27 protein-coding genes are annotated in these 16,372 nt (G+C 65.5%); 21 read left to right on the top strand and 6 right to left on the bottom strand.

Annotated elements, in window-relative coordinates; genetic code table 11:
- The first annotated feature begins 120 nt into the window (after positions 1–120).
- The gene (locus ACTZWU_RS06580) at positions 121–987 is read left to right on the top strand and encodes an NAD(P)-dependent oxidoreductase (protein WP_444736568.1); all 867 of its coding nucleotides are present in this window, start codon (positions 121–123) and stop codon (positions 985–987) included.
- Positions 988–1,084: 97 nt separating this feature from the next.
- Positions 1,085–1,432: a carboxymuconolactone decarboxylase family protein gene (locus ACTZWU_RS06575; RefSeq protein ID WP_444736567.1), complete on the top strand. Its 348-nt coding sequence runs from the start codon at positions 1,085–1,087 to the stop codon at positions 1,430–1,432.
- Here ACTZWU_RS06575 and ACTZWU_RS06570 read toward each other — a convergent pair.
- From ACTZWU_RS06570 to ACTZWU_RS06545, 6 genes are all read right to left on the bottom strand, one after another.
- Positions 1,384–1,653, bottom strand: a complete 270-nt coding sequence (locus tag ACTZWU_RS06570) for a ribbon-helix-helix domain-containing protein (protein ID WP_444736566.1) — start codon at positions 1,651–1,653, stop codon at positions 1,384–1,386. The two genes, ACTZWU_RS06575 and ACTZWU_RS06570, sit on opposite strands and share 49 nt — an antisense overlap.
- Positions 1,646–1,822, bottom strand: a complete 177-nt coding sequence (locus tag ACTZWU_RS06565) for a DUF4169 family protein (RefSeq protein ID WP_444736565.1) — start codon at positions 1,820–1,822, stop codon at positions 1,646–1,648. Before ACTZWU_RS06565 ends, ACTZWU_RS06570 begins: the two co-directional genes overlap by 8 nt.
- A gap of 68 nt (positions 1,823–1,890) precedes the next feature.
- The gene (gene fumC, locus ACTZWU_RS06560) at positions 1,891–3,285 is read right to left on the bottom strand and encodes a class II fumarate hydratase (protein ID WP_444736564.1); all 1,395 of its coding nucleotides are present in this window, start codon (positions 3,283–3,285) and stop codon (positions 1,891–1,893) included.
- 87 nt (positions 3,286–3,372) lie between these two features.
- A complete protein-coding gene (locus ACTZWU_RS06555; RefSeq protein WP_444736563.1) occupies positions 3,373–4,263 on the bottom strand; it encodes a dihydrodipicolinate synthase family protein in 891 nt (296 codons plus the stop codon).
- 48 nt (positions 4,264–4,311) lie between these two features.
- Entirely contained in the window at positions 4,312–4,815 is a 504-nt protein-coding gene (locus ACTZWU_RS06550) for a DUF2306 domain-containing protein (RefSeq protein WP_444736562.1), read from the bottom strand.
- A 9-nt stretch (positions 4,816–4,824) separates the two neighbouring features.
- Positions 4,825–5,313, bottom strand: coding sequence for an SspB family protein (locus ACTZWU_RS06545; RefSeq protein WP_444736561.1), 489 nt, complete (start codon positions 5,311–5,313; stop codon positions 4,825–4,827).
- A gap of 222 nt (positions 5,314–5,535) precedes the next feature.
- On the opposite strand from ACTZWU_RS06545, the gene ACTZWU_RS06540 reads away from it, so the two are divergent.
- The 19 genes from ACTZWU_RS06540 to ACTZWU_RS06450 all read left to right on the top strand — a co-directional run bounded on the left by ACTZWU_RS06540 (position 5,536) and on the right by ACTZWU_RS06450 (position 16,370).
- Entirely contained in the window at positions 5,536–6,435 is a 900-nt protein-coding gene (locus ACTZWU_RS06540) for a hypothetical protein (protein WP_444736560.1), read from the top strand.
- Positions 6,425–7,015 (top strand): hypothetical protein, encoded by a 591-nt coding sequence (locus ACTZWU_RS06535; protein WP_444736559.1) that lies wholly within the window; start codon positions 6,425–6,427, stop codon positions 7,013–7,015. The genes ACTZWU_RS06540 and ACTZWU_RS06535 overlap by 11 nt, the downstream gene beginning before the upstream one ends.
- Before the next feature lie 68 nt (positions 7,016–7,083).
- On the top strand, positions 7,084–7,380 hold the full coding sequence (locus ACTZWU_RS06530) for a hypothetical protein (RefSeq protein ID WP_444736558.1): 297 nt from the start codon (positions 7,084–7,086) through the stop codon (positions 7,378–7,380).
- Positions 7,373–7,570 (top strand): YodC family protein, encoded by a 198-nt coding sequence (locus tag ACTZWU_RS06525; RefSeq protein WP_444736557.1) that lies wholly within the window; start codon positions 7,373–7,375, stop codon positions 7,568–7,570. The genes ACTZWU_RS06530 and ACTZWU_RS06525 overlap by 8 nt, the downstream gene beginning before the upstream one ends.
- Positions 7,571–7,716: 146 nt before the next feature.
- Positions 7,717–7,914 (top strand): helix-turn-helix transcriptional regulator, encoded by a 198-nt coding sequence (locus ACTZWU_RS06520; protein ID WP_444736556.1) that lies wholly within the window; start codon positions 7,717–7,719, stop codon positions 7,912–7,914.
- A 70-nt stretch (positions 7,915–7,984) separates the two neighbouring features.
- Positions 7,985–9,160, top strand: coding sequence for a phage portal protein (locus ACTZWU_RS06515; protein WP_444736555.1), 1,176 nt, complete (start codon positions 7,985–7,987; stop codon positions 9,158–9,160).
- A complete protein-coding gene (locus ACTZWU_RS06510) occupies positions 9,157–9,354 on the top strand; it encodes a hypothetical protein (RefSeq protein WP_444736554.1) in 198 nt (65 codons plus the stop codon). The genes ACTZWU_RS06515 and ACTZWU_RS06510 overlap by 4 nt, the downstream gene beginning before the upstream one ends.
- Entirely contained in the window at positions 9,341–9,733 is a 393-nt protein-coding gene (locus ACTZWU_RS06505) for a hypothetical protein (RefSeq protein ID WP_444736553.1), read from the top strand. Before ACTZWU_RS06510 ends, ACTZWU_RS06505 begins: the two co-directional genes overlap by 14 nt.
- Positions 9,730–11,244 carry a phage major capsid protein gene (locus ACTZWU_RS06500; RefSeq protein ID WP_444736552.1) on the top strand — a complete coding sequence of 505 codons (1,515 nt, stop codon included), beginning with the start codon at positions 9,730–9,732 and terminating at the stop codon, positions 11,242–11,244. The genes ACTZWU_RS06505 and ACTZWU_RS06500 overlap by 4 nt, the downstream gene beginning before the upstream one ends.
- 13 nt (positions 11,245–11,257) lie before the next feature.
- On the top strand, positions 11,258–11,635 hold the full coding sequence (locus ACTZWU_RS06495) for a hypothetical protein (RefSeq protein WP_444736551.1): 378 nt from the start codon (positions 11,258–11,260) through the stop codon (positions 11,633–11,635).
- Positions 11,635–11,991 (top strand): HNH endonuclease signature motif containing protein, encoded by a 357-nt coding sequence (locus ACTZWU_RS06490; RefSeq protein ID WP_444736550.1) that lies wholly within the window; start codon positions 11,635–11,637, stop codon positions 11,989–11,991. Before ACTZWU_RS06495 ends, ACTZWU_RS06490 begins: the two co-directional genes overlap by 1 nt.
- On the top strand, positions 11,991–12,482 hold the full coding sequence (locus tag ACTZWU_RS06485) for a hypothetical protein (protein ID WP_444736549.1): 492 nt from the start codon (positions 11,991–11,993) through the stop codon (positions 12,480–12,482). Before ACTZWU_RS06490 ends, ACTZWU_RS06485 begins: the two co-directional genes overlap by 1 nt.
- 89 nt (positions 12,483–12,571) lie before the next feature.
- The gene (locus ACTZWU_RS06480; protein WP_444736548.1) at positions 12,572–12,946 is read left to right on the top strand and encodes a hypothetical protein; all 375 of its coding nucleotides are present in this window, start codon (positions 12,572–12,574) and stop codon (positions 12,944–12,946) included.
- Positions 12,939–13,247: a head-tail connector protein gene (locus ACTZWU_RS06475; protein WP_444736547.1), complete on the top strand. Its 309-nt coding sequence runs from the start codon at positions 12,939–12,941 to the stop codon at positions 13,245–13,247. Before ACTZWU_RS06480 ends, ACTZWU_RS06475 begins: the two co-directional genes overlap by 8 nt.
- Positions 13,247–13,660 carry an HK97-gp10 family putative phage morphogenesis protein gene (locus ACTZWU_RS06470; RefSeq protein ID WP_444736546.1) on the top strand — a complete coding sequence of 138 codons (414 nt, stop codon included), beginning with the start codon at positions 13,247–13,249 and terminating at the stop codon, positions 13,658–13,660. The genes ACTZWU_RS06475 and ACTZWU_RS06470 overlap by 1 nt, the downstream gene beginning before the upstream one ends.
- Entirely contained in the window at positions 13,657–14,073 is a 417-nt protein-coding gene (locus ACTZWU_RS06465) for a DUF3168 domain-containing protein (RefSeq protein WP_444736545.1), read from the top strand. The genes ACTZWU_RS06470 and ACTZWU_RS06465 overlap by 4 nt, the downstream gene beginning before the upstream one ends.
- Complete coding sequence (locus tag ACTZWU_RS06460) at positions 14,070–14,390, top strand: phage head closure protein (protein WP_444736544.1); 321 nt, start codon at positions 14,070–14,072, stop codon at positions 14,388–14,390. The genes ACTZWU_RS06465 and ACTZWU_RS06460 overlap by 4 nt, the downstream gene beginning before the upstream one ends.
- Positions 14,387–14,764, top strand: a complete 378-nt coding sequence (locus tag ACTZWU_RS06455) for a phage terminase small subunit P27 family (RefSeq protein ID WP_444736543.1) — start codon at positions 14,387–14,389, stop codon at positions 14,762–14,764. The genes ACTZWU_RS06460 and ACTZWU_RS06455 overlap by 4 nt, the downstream gene beginning before the upstream one ends.
- Positions 14,748–16,370 carry a terminase large subunit gene (locus tag ACTZWU_RS06450; RefSeq protein ID WP_444736542.1) on the top strand — a complete coding sequence of 541 codons (1,623 nt, stop codon included), beginning with the start codon at positions 14,748–14,750 and terminating at the stop codon, positions 16,368–16,370. The genes ACTZWU_RS06455 and ACTZWU_RS06450 overlap by 17 nt, the downstream gene beginning before the upstream one ends.
- Positions 16,371–16,372: the final 2 nt, after the last annotated feature.

Genomic DNA, 16,372 nt, shown 5'->3' with positions numbered 1-16,372 from the left:
TCGGGCGGCAAGGGATTGACCCCGCCGCGCTTCGGGTGATGCTGTGGTCCATAAGCCAGCGCGCGGGTCATTTCAACGCAGGCGGGCGCGCGGGCAGGATCACGGCAACGAGGGTGCGACATGGCGAAGACGGCGTTTCTGGGCTTGGGGGTGATGGGCTTTCCGATGGCGGGGCATCTGATGCGCGCGGGCCATGCGGTGACGGTCTATAACCGCAGCCCCGCCAAGGCCGAGGCCTGGGTCGCCCAGCATGGCGGCGCCCATGCGCCCACCCCGCGCGAGGCGGCGGCGGGGGCCGATTTCGTGATGGCCTGCGTGGGCAATGACGACGATCTGCGGCAGGTCTGTCTTGGCCCCGATGGCGCATTCGCGGGCATGGCGCCGGGCGCGGTCTTTGTCGATCACACCACGGTTTCGGCCAAGGTCACGCGCGAACTGGCCGAGGCCGCGCGTCAGGCCGGTCTGGGCTACGTGGATGCGCCGGTCTCTGGCGGGCAGGCGGGGGCCGAGAACGGGCAGCTTTCGGTCATGTGCGGCGGCACCCCCGAGGATTACGCGAAGGCCGAGCCCGTGATCGACGCCTATGCCCGGATCTGCCGCCGGATGGGCGACGCGGGCGCGGGGCAGATGGCCAAGATGTGCAACCAGATCGCCATTGCCGGGCTGGTTCAGGGCCTGTCGGAATCGCTGGCCTTTGCCGAACGCGCGGGTCTGGACACGGACCTGCTGGTCGAGGTGATCAGCCAGGGCGCCGCCGGAAGCTGGCAGATGGCCAACCGCCACCAGACCATGGCCCAGGGCCATTTCGACCATGGTTTCGCGGTGGACTGGATGCGAAAGGATCTGGGCATCTGCCTTGAGACCGCCGACGAGATCGGCGCCTCGCTGCCCGTCACCGCGCTGGTGGATCAGTTCTATCACGAGGTTCAGCGCATGGGCGGGGGACGGTGGGACACGTCCTCGCTGATCGCGCGGTTGCGGCGGTAATATTCCGCCTGCGGAATGTGAGTTGATCGAGGTCAAGGCGGCGCGCCCCGCCCTGACCGATCCTGCCTTGCGGCGATCCCGCCGCAGGAGAGGATGAATGAGCTACACCGACAAGATCGACGCCATGCGTGGCGAGTTGCGCGCGCTGAACAAGGCCATGCCCGAGGCGACGCGCGCCTTTGGCGCGCTGACCAAGGCCGCCAAGGATCAGGGCGTGCTGTCGGTCAAGGAAAAGGAGTTCGTGGCGCTTGGCTCGGCCCTTGGGCAGCGCTGCGAGCCCTGCATCAACTTCCACGTCGAGGCGCTGATGAAGGCGGGCGGAACGCGCGAGGAATTGTGCGATGTGCTGGCCATGTGCATCCAGATGGGTGGTGGTCCGGCGCTGATGTATGCCGGTCACGCGCTGGCGTGCTGGGACGAACTGGCCGCGTCTGCGCCCGCCTGAACCTGCGCCAGCACGAACAGGCGCAGCGCGGTGGCCAGCCCGACCTCGGGCGGGCGGGCGCGGTCGATCTGGCCGATCAGGCAGGCCCGCGTCTGGCCCGCCAGCTGCGCCTGCTGGTCCAGCGCGCGCCAGAACGCATCCTCGAGCGAGACCGAGGTTGCATGCCCTTCGATCGTGACCGAGCGTTTGCGCGGCGCGGTCATGGGTGGCAGGTCAATCATCGCGGCGGTGATCCTGATGCAGCTTGGCCACGCGGCGGGCCTCGGCCTCACGGGCCTCGCGCAGGGCGCGGGGTTCGCCATGTCTGGCGGCATTGGCGTCGCCCGCCGCGCGGGCCTCGTCGCGGGCGCGGTTCTTGCGGAACTGCCGCAGGTTGATCGGCTTGGTCATGGCCATGGCCTTGCTGTGCAAAAGGGCGCGCCAATCTGGCGCGCCCTTGCCTTGATGGTCAAGAGGGATCAGCCCTTGGGGCTGATCATGTCCTCGGGGCGCACGACGCGGTCGAAGGTCTCGCCATCGACGAAGCCCAGATTGATCGCCTCTTCGCGCAGCGTGGTGCCGTTCTTGTGCGCGGTCTTGGCGACCTTGGTGGCGTTGTCATAGCCGATGGTCGGCGCCAGCGCCGTCACCAGCATCAACGATTCGCGCATCAGCTGGTCGATGCGTTTCACGTTGGCCTGCGTCCCCACCACCATGTTGTCGGTGAAGCTGGAGGCCGCATCGCCCAGAAGCTGCATGGATTGCAGCACGTTGTAGGACATCATCGGGTTGTAGACGTTCAGCTCGAAATGGCCCTGCGAGCCTGCGAAGCCCACGGCGGCGTCATTGCCCATGACATGGGCGCAGACCATGGTCAGCGCCTCGGCCTGGGTCGGGTTCACCTTGCCCGGCATGATCGACGATCCGGGCTCGTTTTCCGGCAGGATCAGTTCGCCCAAGCCCGAACGGGGGCCAGAGCCCAGCAGGCGCATGTCGTTGGCGATCTTGAACAGGCTGCCCGCGACCGTCTTCAGCGCGCCCGAGAACATGACCATCGCGTCATGCGCGGCCAGCGCCTCGAACTTGTTCGGCGCGGTGACAAAGGGCAGGTCGGTGATCTTGGCAATTTCCGCCGCGATGGCCGTGTCCCAGCCCTTCTTGGTGTTCAGGCCGGTGCCGACGGCCGTGCCGCCCTGCGCCAGTTCATAGATGTCGGGCAGGCAGGCTTTCACCCGCTCGATACCCTTGCGGACCTGATGGGCATAGCCGCCGAATTCCTGGCCAAGCGTCAGGGGCGTCGCATCCTGCGTATGGGTGCGGCCGATCTTGATGATGTCCTTGAATTCCTCGGACTTGGCTTCCAGCGCCCCGGCCAGCTTCTCCAGACCCGGCAGCAGCGTGTCGCGGGCCAGCATGCCGATGGCCACATGCATCGCGGTCGGGAAGGTGTCGTTCGAGGACTGGCCCATGTTGCAGTGATCGTTGGGGTGGACGGGCTTCTTCGAGCCCATCTCGCCGCCCATGATCTCGATGGCGCGGTTCGAGATCACCTCGTTGGCGTTCATGTTCGACTGCGTGCCGGACCCGGTCTGCCAGACGACCAGCGGGAAGTTGTCGTCGAACTTGCCCTGAAAGACTTCCATCGCGGCCTGTTCCATGGCGTCGGCCAGATCGGCGGGCAGGTCGCCATTGGCGCGGTTCACCCGCGCGGCGGCTAGCTTGATCGCGCCAAGCGCGCGGATGATCGGGACCGGCTGGCGTTCCCAACCGATGGGAAAGTTGATGATCGAACGCTGCGTCTGCGCACCCCAGTATTTCGAGGCGTCAACCTCGAGCGGGCCGAAGCTGTCGGTTTCGGTGCGGGTCTTGGTCATCGGGTCGCTCCCTCACGGTTTCGCGCGTGGTTTAACGGGTCAGGGCTTTGGGTGCAATTCGTATGCGACGGTATGCCGTCGCTAACATCACCCCTCCATCGCGCGGATCGCGGCGCGCAGGGCTGGCATTTCGCTGTCGGGCAGGGGCAGGATAGGGCGCTGGGGATCGGCCTCGGTCAGGTCCATCAGGCGCGCGGCGGCATGGGCGACGCGCAGGCTGCCATGACGGCGGAACAGATCCCAGAGCGGCTGGAACCGGTCCTCGGTCGCGGCGGTGCCCTGCGCGTCGCCCGCCTGCGCTGCGCAGGACAGCGTCAGCGTCATGTCCGGCCAAAGCCCCGCCGCCACGCTGAACCACGCATCGGCCCGGTCCAGCAGCGCGCGCGTGCAGCCCCAGTCGCCGCTATAGCCGATCACGAAGCCTTCGGGCAAAGCCGGGCGCAGGGCCGCGACCTCGTCGGCGATGCTGCCTTGCGCGGGCAGGGGCATCTTGATCGCAGCGACATGGGGCAGGGCGGCGAGGCGCGCGATCAGGGCGTGCGACATCGTGACATGGGTGGTCGAGGGGTTGTTGTAGATGCACAAGGGCAGGCCGCCCGCATCCGCCACGGCGGCAAAATGGGTGGCGATCTCATCCTCGGTCAGGGGGGTGTAGCTGACCGGGGCCAGCAGCAGCCCGTCCGCGCCCGCATCCGCCGCATGGCGGGCCAGCGCCACGCTGTCGCGGGTGGTCAGCGCGCCGACGCCGACGATCACCGGCACGCGGCCGCGCGCGACGTCCAGTGCGATCTCCAGCGTGCGGCGGCGTTCGTCTGTCGTCAGATAGGCATAGCTGCCGGTGCTGCCCAAAAGGCCGATGCTGTCCACGCCGGCACGAACCAGCCGGGTCAGGATCCGGCGCAGATCGGCCTCGATCACGCGGCCATCGGGCGTGGCGGGGGTGATGGGAAAGGCCGAGAGGCCGCGCATGACCGACATGGGATTTCCTTTGCTGAACCGGGCCGCATCAAGCCCGTTCGGACGCGATCAGGCAAGCCCTTTGGGCCGGCGAAAGGGCGACGAGGCCGGATGCCAGGCCAGCACGACCAGCATCGCCGCGATCACGGCCAGAATCGCGCCTCCGACCCAGCCCTGCGGCGTCAGCATGACCTGATGCATGATCCGCCCCGGAACCAGCGTGAAGGCCCCCGCACCGACCAGCGCCAGCCAGACGAGGCTGAGCACCGCGCTGCGATGCGCGGCGACGCGGCCCGCGCGGGCGCTGCGGATGATGACCCAGCACGTGGACAGCGTCAGCACCGACAGCAGGTGGATGGGCGAGAACGGCCCCAACAGGCGGATTTCGTGGATGAAAAGCGCGGTCGAGGCTGTCAGCACCATCGCCGCCAGCCAGATCCGTCCCAGCAGGCGGTGACGCCGCGTGCCCTTTCGCCCCAGAAGCAGGACAGGCGCCAGGATGATCGCGGGCAGCACCGCGGCGACATGCAGGCGGACCGGAAGCGATGCCTCGATCAGCGGCTGCAGGTCCATTGCGTGGCCCTATTTGCGCCAGCGGTCCAGACGCACGACCTCGCCCCCGCCCGAGGGGGGCGTGTCGTCGCCGTCATCCTCGGCATCCAGCTCGTATTCGGCGTCCTCGTCTTCGTCGTCTTCGTCGTCTTCGTCGTCGCTGTCCTGCGTCTCGAAGCGCAGGCCGAACTCGACCGAAGGGTCCACGAAGGTGCGCAGCGAATCAAAGGGGATGCGCAGCGGCTCGGGCGAATTGCCAAAGTTCAGCGTGATGGTGAAGCCCTCGTCATCCACGGTCAGGTTGTCGAACCAGTGCTGGATGACGATGGTCATTTCCTCGGGATAGCGGGCGCGCAGCCAATCGGCCATCTGCACATCGGGGTCGCGCGTGTCGAAGGTGATGAAGAAATGGTGTTCGCCCGGCAATCCCTCGTCCGCGATCTTGCGCAGCACCTCGGCGATCAAGCCCTGCATCGCGCGATGCATCATCCCGCCATAATCGATTCCGGCACGCGCCATGTGATCACCCTTCCTGTCTTGGCGCCAAGCATAGGGATATGGGCGGGGATGAAAAGAGGCGATGAGGAAGGGAAAATGCAGGATTACATGGCAAATCACCTTACGCCTTGATCTGTCAAAGGAACCGTTTTCCAGCGGTTTAGCCAAAAACCGTGAACGTCGCCAGAACATCACGGCCAACTGTAAAACGGATTTCAGCGGCCTGCCGGGCAGGGGGCGCGCATGAACGAGGTTTATCAGGCTAGCCCTATAAAACGCCGCCGCGCGACTGTGGACGAGATGGAGGACCGCGCGCGCTTCCTGATCGACTACGCAGAGCGTCATGGCCCGGTCACTGTCAGGCAGCTTTTCTATGCGGCTACGGTGGCGGGCGTTCCGGGCATCGACAAGTCAGAAGGCGGCTACGCAAAGGTTCAGGTGCAGGTGTTGGATCTGCGCCGGGCAGGACGGCTGCCTTACCATGCAATTTCTGACTCGACCCGCTACATGCGCAAGCCCCGGACCTATGACGGATGGGAGGCCGCTTTAAGCGACACCGCCCGGCTTTACCGCAAATCCCTCTGGTCGAATAGCGACGAGGCCGTGGAGATCTGGCTTGAGAAATCGGCCTTGGCGGGCGTCATCTATCCCGTGACGTCCGAGTATGACGTGCCGCTAATGCCGACAGGAGGCTATTCGTCCGAAACCTTCGCCTATGGCGCCGTGAACAACCTGCAAGGGTCTGGCAAGACCTTGGTGATCTACGCGCTGTATGACTTCGACCGATCCGGCCAAGATGCGGCGCTATCGCTGCAAGAGAAGGTGGAGCGGTTCGGGCAGGAATATGACGTTCCCGTGCGCTTCAAGCAGCTGGGCCTGTCATACGAGCAGGTCGAGGCCTTGGGCCTTCCTACGCGCCCGGCAAAGCGCACCAGCATTGCAGACCAGCGGTGGCCCTATGACTTCGCAGCCGAGCTAGACGCCATCCCGCCCGACACGATCCGGCAGTTGGTCAAGGATGCCATCGAACATCATCTGCCCGCGTGGGAGCTGGAATACCTGCGTGAGGTCGAGGCCGAGGAACGCAGCATGTTGCTGCGGATTGCATGTGCCGGGCAGGAGGATCTGACCTATGGGGCGTGACCGCAGGAACGAGGCCAAGGCCGAACACTTCACAAAGATGATCCGCAACACCATGGAGACGCCCGCATGGCGCGCCCTAAGCACCACGGCGCAGGCGCTTTACCCATGGCTCAAGATGGAATGGAAAGGCCCCCAGGCGAACAACAACGGCAAGATCAGCCTGCCGGTTCGTGAGGCGGCCAAGGCGCTGGGCGTCAATCTCAAGACAGCGGGCCGGGCGTTCCACGACCTACAGGCCAAGGGCTTCATTGTCCTGACGTCCTTCGGACGGATGGGGACGGAAGGCAAAGGCGCACCCCCGACCTACGAGCTGACAGAGCTGGCAACGCCTGGGGGCGAGGGCCACGCAGGCAGCAAGCTCTACCTGCACTGGCAAGAGGGCCATGACTTCCCAGTGCGCGCCCATGCGCCAAGCAATCCGACAGGGCGCAACGGTTTATTGAGTGACGAGTCAAAAAACGAAATCCCGTCCCCAAAAACGGGACGTGTCGTCCCCATAAACGGGACGAAAACGCGCCGACCAGTCCCCAAAACTGGGACGAGCCGTCCCCAAAACTGGGACGAAACCAGCATGTTTTGACCCCCTGCCAGTCCCCAAAACGGGGACATCCTTATCTACCACTACCCCTAGCTTGAGAGGCTTAGAGCATGACAACCGACCACGAGTTCACGATCACCAAGGTGAACATCATCGACGGCCAGCCGAATGATCGCGGCACCCGCTTGCTGGCGACCTTCACCCTGCGCATCGCAGGCCTGGGCGTGACTGGCTGCTGTCTGACCGAACGCGACGGCATTGCGCGGGTCCAAGGCCCGATTGGCAAGACGGCTGGCGGCCATAGTGCCGTGACGACGATCCTTGACCCGACCCTGTTCCGGGCCGTCACCCGCCGCGCGGCGCAGGCATACACCGGACTGACTGGCCGCGAGGTTTCCGATGAATGACCAGATCCAAGAGGGCAGCGTGGTTCGCCTCAACAGCGGCGGCCCGGAGATGACAGTGTGTGACGTGGTGCCAACGATGAACCTGTGTCGCTGCGTCTGGTTCGCGGGCAGCAACGTGATGCGCGAGGACTTCCGCGTCACGACCCTGCGCATCGTATCCCAGGACCGGAAGCCGTGGGTGCTGCCATGACGGGCGGGGGTGGTCGTCAACTTTCGGACTATCTCGGGGACCGGCGCGGGGGCAAACGCGCAATATCGGCCCGAATTGGGGATTTCGGCGGCGCAGGTGATCCGCTTCACGGCGCCCCGCCTCTGGACCCGTGGCGGCTGGACGAGGTGCTGGAACCGCCCCCGACTGGCAAGCTCTGGGGCCTTCCTACCATCGCGGCGGCGCTTGGTGTGAGCGTGGCGACCGCGAGGCGCTGGGCGAGGAAGCCGGGCGTGCCGATCTACCAACCGGACGGGGCAGGCGCGCATTTCGCTTTCCTGTCCGAGTTGCGCGCGTGGCTGCGTGGCCGTCGCGCGGGACAGTGATAGGATTTGCTAGGTATTTCTATGGTTTGGCATCTGATAGGGCAGAATAGGCGACGTTATTCTGAGCCGTATGAAGCTGCTCAACCTTTTCCGTCGCCCGCCTTCCGAAAGCAAGGCCCTTTCTGCGCCCGATGCCGCTCTGCTGGAGCTGTTCGGCGCTGTCCCGACCGCCTCGGGCTTGGCCGTTGGCGAGGCCATGGCGTTGCGTGTGCCTGCGGTTTCCGCCGCGATCAGGGCGATTTCAGAGGCTGCTGCAACCCTTGACTGCGGCGTTGTCGCACTAGAGGGCAATGCCGAGCGGCCCGCGCCCGATCATCCGGCCCATGCGCTGCTGTCCGGGCAGGCCAATGGCTGGACGTCATCTTTCGAGTTCATCCGCGATCTGACCGCAGCGGCGCTAGTGCGCGATGCTGGCGGGCTGGCTTGGGTGAACCGCGTGAACGGTCGCCCGTTCGAGCTGATCACCATGGCGCCGGGGATTATCCAGGTCGAGTTCGACCAGATCACCCAGGAACCGCGCTACACGGTCGATAACCGGCCCGAGGATCGGGCGAACATCGTTCACTTGCGCGGCCCGTTCGGTCGATCCCTTCTGTCGCTGGCGCGTGAGGCCATCGGAACGGCGGTGCTTCTGGACAACCACGCGGCAGAGCTGTTCCGCAACGGTGCGCGACCGGGCGGGGCGCTGAAATTCCCCAAGGGCATGGCCGAGGATGCGGTGCGCAAGGCGCGTGACGCATGGCGGGCAGCGCATGAGAACGGCGCGCGTGGCAAGACGGCCATCTTGTTCGACGGTGCCGAGTTCGAGGCCTTCCAGCTTGCCAGCACCGACGCGCAATTCCTTGAGAACCGCAAGTTCCAGATCCTTGAGATCGCCCGCGCCTTCCGCGTCCCGCCTTCGATGCTGTTCGAGCTGGACCGGGCGACGTGGAGCAACACCGAACAGATGGGGCGCGAGTTCCTGAGCTACTGTCTGGAGCCTTGGCTGCGCAGCCTTGAGGGCGCCTTGGGGCGGGCTTTGCTGTCCGATGCCGAGCGGGGGCGTTTTGCGGTTCGCTTCGACCGTGATGACCTGACGCGCGCCGATCTGGCGACCCGCGCCACGACGATTAACAGCCTGATCGCCAGCCAGACGATCAACCCCAACGAGGGGCGTGAATGGCTTGGCCTGTCCCCGCGCGAGGGCGGCGATCAATTCCTTAACCCGAACATCACCACGGCCCCGCCGCAAGGAGGCGATGAATGACGACCAATCCGACCCATGCCGAGCCGATCCACGGGGACCGCAAGCCGGTTCTGGCAATCATCGTGCGCAATGCCGTGATGGCCCGGACGTCCCGCGACGAAATCCGCAAGCAGATCGAGGCCGCCTTTCCCGGCGTCCCCGTGATCTTCACCGACGCTGGCACCGAGATCGAGCTGATCCATGCAGTTGAATGACATTCTGGCCGAGTCGCAGGACCATGACCGGGGGCGCGACCTTGAGCTTGCCGATCCCGTCACCGGCAAGCCCTGCGGCATCACGCTTCGCATCGCAGGCCCTGACAGCGAGACGCAGCACCGGGCGCGCTTGCAGTTCACCGACGAACTGGCGGCGATGGCGGATGCCGATGGCCGCGTGACCGCCCGCGACCGCGAGAAGGCCCGGCTGAACATGCTGGCGCGCTGTGTCCTGGGTTGGGAGATCACCGAGGACGGCCAGCCCGTCCCCTTCACCCATGCCAATGTCCTGCGGCTGCTGAACGCGGCGCTGTGGGTGCAGGCGCAGGTTGACGCCTTCGCGGCAGACCGGGCCGCTTTCCGGGGGGCTGACCGATGACAACGCATGTCGAGTGCAAGGCCAGCTTTACGGTTGACGAAACGGGCGTTGTGGAGGGCATCGCATGGCCCTTTGGCACCCCTGACCGGGTTGGCGACCTGATCGAGAAAGGCGCGTTCGCCAAGGCCCTGCCGCCTTTGCCGATGCTGGCCTTTCACGACCAGCGGGACGCGGTTGGCGTCTGGGAAGAAATCACCGAGGCCGAGGACGGCCTGCGCGTGAAGGGACGCCTTCTGATCGAGGACGTGCCGCGCGCCCGCGAGCTTCGGGCGCTGATCCGCGAGAAGGCCGTGGGCGGTCTGTCCATTGGCTTCACGACGACCAAGGCCGCACCCCGGCAGGGTGGCGGGCGTGTCATCGCGGATCTGAACCTTCTGGAAATCTCGCTTGTCGCGGTGCCTGCGCACCCCGGCGCGCGCATCACCGCAGCAAAAGCCTTCGAGGCGAACGAGGATACCATGACTGAAAACACCAACACCCCCGATCTGGCGCCGCTTGAGGCCAAGATGGGCGCGCTGGCCGAGCGTCTGGACGCGATGGAGGCCAAGGCCAACCGACCGGCAGGCAAGGCCGAGGACAAGGCGCTGTCCGACGAAACCAAGGCATTCGGCTACTACCTGCGCCAAGGCCCGAACGCCCCGGCTGACGAGCTGAAAGCCCTGACCGTCAACAGCGACCCGAGCGGCGGCTACATGGCGCCCCCGGAGATGGCGGCAGAGTTCATCCGCGATCTGGTCGAGTTCAGCCCGATGCGCAGCGTTGCCAGCATCCGCGCCACGGCTGCGCCTTCGGTCGTCTATCCGACCCGCACCAGCATCACGAACGCCAAATGGAAGGGCGAGACGCAGGACCGCGAGGCTTCGGAACCGGCCTTCGGGCAAACCGAGATCCCCGTGCGCGAGATCAACACCTTTGTCGAGGTCAGCAACCAGCTTCTGGCCGACAGCGGCGGCGATGCCGAACGCGAGGTGCGCTTGGCTCTGGCCGAGGACTTCGGGCAGAAGGAAGCGGCAGCCTTCGTGAACGGTTCGGGCGTTCTGGACCCCGAGGGCCTGATGACCCATGCGGCCATCGAATACACCCCGAACGGCCATGCCACGAACCTGTCGGCTGATGCGCTGATCACCCTGCTTTATGCCCTGCCTGCGACCTATCGCAACGCGGGCGCCTGGGGCATGAACGCCAGCACCCTGGCGACGATCCGCAAGCTCAAAGATGGCGACGGTCGGTTCCTGTGGCAGCCGTCCTATGCGGCGGGCCAGCCCGAAACCATCCTTGGCCGTCCCGTGGTCGAGATGATCGACATGCCCGACCCCGCAAGCGGCGCCTTCCCGATCATCTACGGCGATTTCTCGGGCTATCGGATCGTGGACCGCGTGAGCCTGTCGGTTCTGGTCGACCCCTATTCCCGCGCCACCAACGGCATCACCCGGTTCCACGCAACCCGCCGCGTGGGCGGTCGTGTGATCCAGGCCGCCAAGTTCCGCAAACTTCGCATGGCGACCAACTGAGAGGGCAACGGCAATGCGTGATCTTTACTCGAACCTGAATGCCGAGCTGGCCCTTGCCCCTGCGGTGCAGGCGGCGGCCACGACCGGCCCGGCGATTGACCTGCAATCGGCCATCGGCGTGACCTTCATTGTCACGACCGGCGCCATCGCAGGTTCCGGCGACTTCGGCCTTGTGATCCAGGAAAGCGACACGACCGAGCCGGGCGACTTCACGGCTGCACCGGCAGCCCTTGTCGATAGCGATGCCCCGGCCACGCTGGAGGCGAACGCGGCCTATCGTCTGGGCTATGTCGGCTTCAAGCGGTATGTCCGACTGTCGCTGACCAAGGCGGGCGGCACCAGTGTTGCGGCTGGCGCTGTCGCGGTCCTGAAAGCTCTGGATCGGCCCTGATGCCGGTTCGCGCGCCCCGGATCTGTTCATGCGGCAAGGTGATCGCCTCTGGCGAGGCCTGCCCGTGCCAGATCCGGCGCGCGGCTGAACGGAAGGCCCGCCACGACCAGCGGCGGCCCAATAGCAGCCAGCGGGGATACACGAGAGATTGGGAGAAGGCCCGCGCGGCTTTCCTGCGGTCGCATCCCTTCTGCGCCTTCTGCGGCGCCCCGGCAGCCCTTGTCGATCACATCATCCCGCACAAGGGCGACCAGCTTCTGTTCTGGGACAGGAACAACTGGTCGCCCCTCTGCACCCCCTGTCATTCGGGCGCCAAGCAAAGGCTGGAGCGCCGCGTCAAGAAGGAAACGAGTTAATGACCATCTACGCGACCAACGGCGCGCGCATCTTCATCGGCGGCGCGCTTTCCGCGAAAAGCACGGACTTTGTGGAGGCCGATTTCACCAGCCAGACCTGGGTTGAGGTTGGCGAGGCCGAGGGCCTGGGTTCGGCGGGCGATACGTCTGCGGAAATCACCTTCGACGGCATCACGTCTGGCAGGACGCGCCGCCTCAAGGGGACGCGCAACGCTGGCACGATGGAGCTTGTCTTTGGCAATGATCCGACCGATCCGGGCCAGATCGCGCTTGTGGCAGCCGAGAAGGCCAAGGGCGATTATGCGTTCCGCATCGTCCTGACCGACGCCCCGCAAGGCGGCAGCCCGTCCGAACGCATGTTCGTGGCGCAGGTTGGCAGCACGGTCGAGCAATTCGACAGCGCCAACAACGTGATCAAGCTGAACGCCACGCTCTGGATCAACTCGAACATCGTGCGCAAGGCAGCGGGCGCTTCGGGTGGCGGCAGCTGATGCTTCTGCCGGTCGCAGGTTCCCGCATCTTCATCGCGGATCATCCGAGGGCGTCAACCAATCCCGGCCCGATCCCTTCCGGGGGTTGGGTGGAGATTGGCGAGGCCGAGGCCCTTGGAATGCTTGGCGGTGAATGGGAAAGCATGGATTGGCATTACATGGCGACGGGCGAGAATGCCCCGCCCGTGTATGAGGTCGTGAAGGGCGTTCCGCGCCCCAAGACCATGCAGCTCATGTTCGGCGCCGATCCTGCCGACCCCGGCCAGCTGATCATCTGGCGCGCCTTCGCCCGGACCGAGGCATACCCCTTCCGGCTTGTCTTTTCCGATGGCGTGACTGTCCGCGAATGGTTCGCCCTGGTGATGTCCTGTGGCGAGGTCTTTGACGAGGCCAACGGCGTGATCCGCCTGCAAGCCGAGTTCAAACCCTGCACCCCCTTCATCGGAGGCCAAAGCAATGGTTGAGCCTGTCGTGACGTTGGACGATCTGCGCCAGCATCTGGCCCTGACAGCCGATCAGGACGCTGACGATCTGCTGATCCAGGGCAAGCTGGACGCGGCGCAAGACCTGATCGAACGCCATCTGGGCTATGGCCTGCTGGAGAGGTTCGAGACGGTTCACGCGGTCCCGCCTGCGATCCGCGAGGCGATCCTGCAACTGGCTGCGTGGTGGTATGAGAACCGCGAGGCCGTGACCGATCGGGGCGCACCGCTTCCCTTTGGCGTGAGTGACATTATCGCCAGCTACCGGGAATGGAGCTTCTGATGGCGGATGATGGCGGTCTGGCCCGGTTCCAGCGGCGTATGGCGGCCATTCCCGTGGCAGCACGGGCAGCCGTTCAGCCTGCGCTGATGAAGGGTGCCGAGGAGATCGCAGCATTGCAGCGCGGCCTTGCGCCCCGTGACGAGGGCAAGCTGATCGAGAGCATCACCGTCACCGGCCCCGGCCAGACGACGCCCCCATATTCGCAGCCGGGCGGTTCGACCGTGGTTCCCGAGAACATGGCGATGATCACGGCGGGCAATACCGATGTTCGCTATCCGCATTTGCAGGAGTTCGGCACCAGCCATCACGCCGCGCAACCGTTCTTCTGGCCCGGCTTCCGTCTGGGCCGAACCCGCGCGCTGAACAGGATCAAGCGCGCGGTCGGTAAGGCAATCCGCGAGGCCCGGCCATGACGCCCGAGATCGAGGTTCAGAAAGCAATTCGCGCCCGCCTGATCGGCAACCCCGCGATCATCGCCATGGTCCCGGCGTCCAACGTGCTGGACACCCACGGGCGCCCGTCCCGGCTTCCGGCCATCATCATGGGCGACAGCCAGTCTGTCGATGCAGGGACCAGCCTGCGCCGCACCCATACGCGCGTCTATCACACGCTGCATCTGTGGGCGCGTGAGACGTCCATGGAGAGCGTGAAGCACCTTGCAGCCCTGATCCATGCCGAGATGCGCAAGGGCCGTCTGGCGCTGTCTGGCGGGCTGCATTGTGCCGATCTGAAAACGGCGGGCAGTCGCTTTCTGCGCGACCCTGACGGGCTGCACGCGCATGGCGTGGTGACGGTCGAGGTTCTGGTTTCGGAGGTTCCGGCATGATGCGTTCCGGCAAGCTGATCGAGACAATCCGCATCGAGACCCCCCAGGACAGCGTGAACGATTACGGCACGCCGACGACCGGCTGGACGCCCCGCGCAACCGTGCGCGCCGAACGGATCGACCAGACGACCGAGGAATACATGCGCAGCCATGGCGCCAGCGACGAGGAAGCCGTGAGCTTCCGCATCCGGCATCTGGACAGCGTGGCGAATGCCGACCGGGTGATCTGGAAGGGCCAGCCGTTCGAGATCCGGCAGATCACCCCCATTGGCCGCCGCAAGGGGCTGGAACTGCGCTGCGTGAGGGTGACGCCATGAAGGGGACCAAGCCGGAACTGCGCAGCGATCCCGGCGCCTTGGGGGACGTCCTGACCGCGCCCGGCTGGCTTGCCGATGAAGCCCGCGACGAATGGGACCGGGTGATGCCGGTTCTGGCCGCCCGCCGCATCCTGACCGATGCCGACCTTGGCGGGCTGGAAAACTACTGCATCTGCATTGGGCGCATCCGGCAGATGGAGGCCGAGATACAGGGCAACCCGGACCCCGAGCTTATGCTGAAACTGATCAGGGTGCAGGACAAGGCCATGGCATCCGCGCGCCAGCTGGCAGCCGAGCTTGGCCTGACGCCTGTCAGTCGGTCGCGCCCGGCCATGCGTGACGATGAAGGGGGCGAGGATGACGACATCGTTTGATCACCCTGGCATCGCACCGACCTTTCCGCATTGGATCTATGACGGTTCGGAAATCCCCGATCCGCAGGGGTTCGGGGAACGCGCGGTGCAATGGCTGCGCAAGCTCAAGCATCCCAAGAGCGGCAAGGCCTTTCAGCTTGACCCGTGGCAGGAACGCATTGTGCGCCGCATCTACGGCCCGCGCCACGAGGACGGCAGCCGCATCGTCAAGACGGCGGTGATCCTTGTTCCCCGAGGCAATCGCAAGACCAGCCTTGCGGCGGCGCTGGAGGCCCTTCACACGGTCGGACCCGAGCGGCAGCCGGGGGGCGAGGTGATCAGCGCGGCGGCGGATCGCAAGCAGGCCCGGATCGCCTATGCCGAGCTTCTGGGCCTTCTGACCGCGCATCCCGGCATCGCACCGCATGTGCGGCCCAAGGATTACCGCAACCGGATCACCTTTCCCAAGATCGGCAGCTTCTGCGAGGCGATCAGCGCGGATGCAGGGACGCAGCACGGGCGCACCCCCTGCTTTGTGCTGGCCGATGAACTGCACGCATGGAAGAAGCGCGACCTGTGGGACGTGCTGCGTTCCGGCCTTCCCAAGACGCGGGGCAGCCTTCTGGTCGTCGCCACGACTGCCGGGCGCGGGCAAGAGAACATCGCCTGGGACATTGTGGAGGATGCGCGCCGGGTGGCACGCGGCGAGGTTGACGATCCGTCAATCCTGCCGGTCCTGTTCGAGGCGAAAGCCGATGCCGACTGGACCGATGAAACCCTGTGGCATCTGGTCAACCCCGGCCTGCGCCATGGCTATCCCGATCTTGAAGGCCTGCGCCAGCTTGCGCGCGAGGGGCAGAGGCGACCGGGCGACCGAGAGGCGTTCCGACAGCTTCATCTGAACGTCTGGCTGGATCACGCCACGACGCCCTTTGTCGAAATGCAGGTTTACGACGAGGGCGCGGCGCCGGTCGATCTGGACGCGCTGGAAGCCTCGGGCGCCGAATGCTGGCTGGCGGTTGACCTGTCCAGCAACAGTGATTTGACCGTTATCGTCGCATGTTGGCGTGACGGTTCCGATGGCTTCCAAGTCTGGCCTTGGTTCTTCTGTCCCGAGGACAATTTGCGCGACCGTGAGGAACGGTCACAGGTGCCATACACGATCTGGGCGCAGGACGACCTGATCACCGCCACGCCCGGCAACGTGGTCGATTTCCGCGCGGTGGAGGATCAGGTGCGCGAGTTGTGCGCCCGGTTCAACGTGGCCGAGATCGCCTTTGACCCGCACCTTGCGCGCAACATGCTGAACAATCTGGCCGAGGACGGCTTTCCTGCGGTCGAGATGCGGCAGGGTTGGGCGACGATGGCGCCAGCCGTGAAAGAGCTGGAGCGGGCAATTCTCGGGCGCCGGTTCCGCCATGGCGGGCATCCCGTCCTTCGCTGGAATTTCTCGAACATCGAATGCCGCACCGACCCGGCAGGCAACGTCACGTTTCACAAGGGCAAGTCGCGCGACAAGATCGACGGCGCGGTTGCGGCGGCCATGGCGGTGGCGCGGTGCGCGGCCAATGAAGGCGGCATGACCACGAACGCGCCCTGGTTCACCGATGACCTTTGGATTGCATAAGG

Source organism: Paracoccus sp. NSM (genome assembly GCF_052379855.1).
Taxonomy (GTDB): Bacteria; Pseudomonadota; Alphaproteobacteria; order Rhodobacterales; family Rhodobacteraceae; genus Paracoccus.
Note: the sequence above shows the minus strand (reverse complement) of the source record. Positions and strands in the feature narration are given on the sequence as shown.